Here is a 4,555-nt window from a genome sequence, read left to right as displayed (position 1 = left end):
ACCTTCTACCTGAAGTCTATAAGGGCGTTGAATTCAAGGACGGCGAAAGGCTGACAATTGCCCATGAAAGAAGGCTCGCTGCCTGATTCGAATTTACACACCTATTGACAAGAGGTCGACGCCCACCCCTGGGCTGGTGCTAATTCTTTTCACATTAGCATAATCTTTCTTCACACTATATGCAAAAAATATCACAGCAGACAACCCGCATATCAAAGTGATGATCCGGAATCTCCATGCATTCAGCCACCTGCATGGTGCTATCCGGTTGGCATGAGAATTGCTTAGTACACCACGGCAGGGTAGACGCCAAGCCTATTTTCCTGTCTCCGAGAAAGGCAAACTGCTCCGAAAGGGCAGGACGCAAAGCCACCGGCCTAGAGTCATCCCAAATACAAAAGCAGCGGGGCTGCCGGGCAAAAGGGTTAAGGTTTAACTTGACCCGTCCTTTCGGATGAGTTTCGTATTTCTTAAGAACCGGAAAGGGGGGGGGAACCGAGCATTCGCCTGGTGGCATGGAGCAAGCGGGACAGAACGGCTGGATGCCCAGGGCATAGCCTGACCGAGGCGTAACTTGGACTCACAGTGAGCTTCCGGCACGAGCGAAATATTCTCGGTAGCCGTTGTCTAACGGGGGAGGATTTTTTGAATAACCAGGGATCAGGTAAAGATTCAGATGTCAACAGAATTGAGGCAATTGCTCCGGGTTCTTTTGAGCAAGAACGAGGAGTTCCCTCCTTTCAGGGCGTCGAACCATTCATCCGACAAGGATTCATCACCGAAAACAAAAAGATGAAACAGATCTTGCAACTGGTCAAGCAGATCGCCAGAGTTTCAGACATCACTGTGTTGATCGAAGGCGAGACCGGAACTGGTAAGGAGTTGATAGCGCAGGCTATCCATTCGATGAGTTCACGCGCCAACGGTCCCTTTATCGTCCTAAATTCTGGAGCTATCCCGAGCAGCCTCGTAGAAAGTGAGCTTTTCGGATATGAAAAAGGAAGCTTTACCGGAGGTCTGCACCACGGGAAAAAAGGTAAGTTTGAAATCGCCCATGGAGGAACCATACTGCTCGACGAAATCAGCGAGATGCCCTTGGAGGCCCAGACAAAGCTGTTAAGGGTAATCGAGAAGAAAGAGTTTTATCGTGTTGGAGGAACTCGACCAATTGCGGTGAACGTCAGGATTGTTGCGGCTTCGAACAGGAGCCTCGAGGAGGCTGTAAATGCAGGGCAATTTCGAGAGGACCTGTACTATCGCCTGAACGTTGCCAGGATAAGGATTCCTCCTCTCAGGGAAAGGAGGGAGGATATCATCCCTATTGCGACGTTCTATATGAGCAAGTTCAATCAAAAGTTTGGAAGGCGGTTTCACGCCATTTCTGACGAAGCTAAAGAAATATTGATCTCTTATCCGTGGAAAGGCAATGTCAGACAGCTTCGAAACGTTGTCGAACGCGCCCTCTTAACCCAAAACGCTGAGGTCTTGGAGACCAAGCATCTCTTCCTACCGGAAGGTCGGGTATCAGGGCCTCTCAAGCAAGAATCCTGTGGGTTTCCTGGCGAGTTACCAGATGAGGGGATAGACCTTGAAGCCGTAAACAAGAACCTTATTCGCCAGGCCATGGAGAAGTCCGGAGGCAATAAGACTAAGGCCGCCAGACTCTTGGGAATTTCAAGGCCCACTCTGGTCTATCGTTTAAAGAAATTCGGCCTGAAGACAGAATTCCGGCTTAAAGAAGCCGCAGACAAACGGCCCAACCCCGCTTCATCTTGAAGAGACGAACCGCTACGCCGGCCTGAGGTAAGGGTGCCCAAGCCTGGTATGGCTTTTGCTAATAAGCCTGCAAGGCACAGCGGTAACATCCATTTCAAGAGAGCAAAAATACAGATGGCTCCGAGAGGTTTTTTTCTCCCTCCCAGTACCCAGTCCACGCGCAGAGGCCCTGTGAAGCGGGCCAAGGCCGCAGCCGAGGAACAAGCCTGTGCCCAGGAGGCTCCAAAAAGTCCTCATCCCGCCAGGAACCCAAGGAGACGCCATCCGGGCTACCCCGGCACCCGAAGGGCTTCCGCGGGTGAACTCAAGAAGAGAATCCTTGTCATTGACGACCACGAAGCTTTCTTGGAGAGTATTTCTGCTCAGTTGCGCTACCTCCGTTACGCTGTCAGGACTACCTCTAATAGTCTCGAGGGGATCCACCTGCTTCGCCGTGAGGGATTTGACCTTGCGATCGTAGATATGATCATGCCAGAGGTCGGCGGACTAATAGTGATCAATGTCATCCGTCAAGAACATCCACGACTGCCCATACTGGTGACTTCCGGGTACCATGGGAAGCTCGTCGATGTCCTCAAGGATGAGCAAATCGAGGGAGTTCTTCCAAAACCGATAAGACTCAAATCCCTGATGAACACTCTCAACGGGATATTCTCTGGCAAAACCCGGGCAACCGGCCACGAGCCCTATCAGCCGCGTCGCCCAGATGCCTGAAATTTCAAGGAGTGTCAAGGAGTCGATCGGCTGGGCCTGATATTCGAAGCCTTTCCTGGGGCCAAGTCAGCCCCCTGACTATCGACTAGTTTTTCTGCATTCCATAGGTGGAAGGCACCTGTGAGAATCTGCCGGTTCGGGCAAAAAGTTTGCCCACGCCTTTGACGTATCAAATCCTCTTTTTACAGCAAATGGTACAAGTAAAAGAGACCTTACCCACCGCCTGATCATTGCGCCCAACCTTTTGTAATCCTTACCGAATTCTGGCTTTTTCCCGTTTGGCACACAAATGGCTTAATTCCAACTCGGGGATGGCACTTCAGAGACTCAAGAGAGCCTCTGACAATTGGAGGAGGAGATGGGCACCAAAAACAATAGAAAAACCAGACCCCCTGTATCGAAGACCAGGATACTTCTGGTCGACGACCAGCCCGAGCTTCTCTACATCCTCAAGTTCATTCTCGAACGCTCCGGTTTCCACGTCGAGAGCGCGGCAAATGGAAGGGAGGCTTTAGATCTTGTGGTCGCCGGACGCCACTTTGATCTCGTTATCACGGACATAAGAATGCCCAAAATGGACGGCCACGAGCTCTTGAGATGGATTCGCAAGTGGAAAGAAGACCTTCCAGTCATCATGATTACCGGGCATTCCACACAGAAGGATCGGCTGCAGGCCGTTAGGGAAGGGGCTTTCGCATACATTACAAAGCCTTTTGGTACCAAAGCGTTGTTGAGAGTTGTTAGGAAGGCGTTGAAAGGCGGTAATTAAAAGAGACGAAAAAGAGACCGACGCGATATGAAAAAGAACCTTCAAGAAGGATTTACCCTTGTCGAGCTACTTGTCATGGTGGATATCATAGCCGTCCTGGCCACTCTCGCGACAATCGTCTCTTCAGAATACGCAACAGAATCCAGGTGTTTTGAAATCTACAATGTGCTACCTCAAATAATCCGATCTCAGGCCATTTACTATATGAAGAACAACAAGTACTACGGTGCGTATCATAACGACCTCAAAAACCATGGGGTAGATGTATCAGAGACGAAATATTTTACCTATTCCACGTTTCCCAACGAGTTTTCGTCCTACTCGGTGAGAGCCGATGCAACTGAATGGGCACCAGGAGGCTGGGTTCTTTATGTCCATCGGGGTGACCCTGCATGGAGTTGTGATGGCGTACTGATAAAGAGGGATTGGTTACCAGAATAGCATTGGGTGAGGAGTTGGCTCCTACCTGACTCCTACTTTTGAAGTACACAAAGATAACGGAGTACCTCCTTCCGTGCATATGTAGAAGTACTGGACGGGTTTACCCCGTATAGTCTATCAGGATGGCGCTTGACCGGATCGCTTTTCATTCTGACGGCCAATACGCCACAAGGTTTCCGACAATGTACGAATCTTTCTTTGGATTTACCGAAGAACCATTCCGCGACACGGCGGACCCAAGGTTTCTGTACCTTAGCGGACAAAACCGGGAAACCTTAGACCGCCTGACCTATGGAATCAGGGAGAGAAAAGGCCTTGTTATCCTGACCGGAGAAGCCGGGACGGGTAAGACGACAATCATAAGAGCCCTGTTGGAAAAGCTGGGTGCGGCTTACCAGATTGTCTACGTTTTCAACCCAATGCCCTCGGTCACAGGTTTTTTCAAATATCTTCTCCACGAGTTGGGCCTTGAGGCAGAGAGCGGGTCAGAAGCAGATTACAGGAGGAGGCTGCGTCGCTTCCTCTCTGAGTCCCGCCTCCAAGGTAAGTGCTCGGTGCTAGCAATTGATGAGGCTCAGAATCTCAGTACCGCCTTGTTCGAAGAGATCACAATGTTAGCCAATTGGGAAGTGTCTGGCCAGAAACTCCTTCAGGTGTTGCTGGTTGGTCAACCTGGGGTTAACTCCACTATTAAGAAAGCCGATTTACGGCTAAAACAGAGTATCGCTCTCAGATTTCATTTGTGTCGGTTGAACGCCCGTGAAACCAAAGAATATATTCGGACAAGGCTGAGGATCGCTCAGACGAGAAATCCGGATTGCTTCACCGACGCCGCCATTCGAAAAATCTTCAAAT

At 50.2% G+C, this 4,555-nt stretch carries 5 protein-coding genes and 1 riboswitch; all 5 genes read left to right on the top strand.

Annotation, left to right across the window (positions count from 1 at the left end; translation table 11 throughout):
• The first annotated feature begins 327 nt into the window (after positions 1–327).
• A riboswitch (cyclic di-GMP riboswitch) is annotated at positions 328–417 on the top strand.
• 228 nt (positions 418–645) lie between these two features.
• Positions 646–1,776: a sigma 54-interacting transcriptional regulator gene (locus JRJ26_20225; GenBank protein MBW2059817.1), complete on the top strand. Its 1,131-nt coding sequence runs from the start codon at positions 646–648 to the stop codon at positions 1,774–1,776.
• A 114-nt stretch (positions 1,777–1,890) separates the two neighbouring features.
• On the top strand, positions 1,891–2,490 hold the full coding sequence (locus tag JRJ26_20220) for a response regulator (protein ID MBW2059816.1): 600 nt from the start codon (positions 1,891–1,893) through the stop codon (positions 2,488–2,490).
• A 346-nt stretch (positions 2,491–2,836) separates the two neighbouring features.
• The gene (locus JRJ26_20215; GenBank protein ID MBW2059815.1) at positions 2,837–3,259 is read left to right on the top strand and encodes a response regulator; all 423 of its coding nucleotides are present in this window, start codon (positions 2,837–2,839) and stop codon (positions 3,257–3,259) included.
• Between the two features lie 27 nt (positions 3,260–3,286).
• A complete protein-coding gene (locus JRJ26_20210; protein MBW2059814.1) occupies positions 3,287–3,700 on the top strand; it encodes a hypothetical protein in 414 nt (137 codons plus the stop codon).
• A gap of 182 nt (positions 3,701–3,882) precedes the next feature.
• Positions 3,883–4,555, top strand: a 673-nt coding sequence (locus JRJ26_20205) for an AAA family ATPase (GenBank protein MBW2059813.1), incomplete at its 3' end; no start/stop codon positions are given.

The organism is Deltaproteobacteria bacterium (assembly GCA_019308905.1).
GTDB lineage: Bacteria > Desulfobacterota > BSN033 > WVXP01 > WVXP01 > JAFDHF01.
The sequence above is the reverse complement of the archived record's forward strand: the minus strand, read 5'-3'. Positions and strand labels throughout refer to the sequence as shown.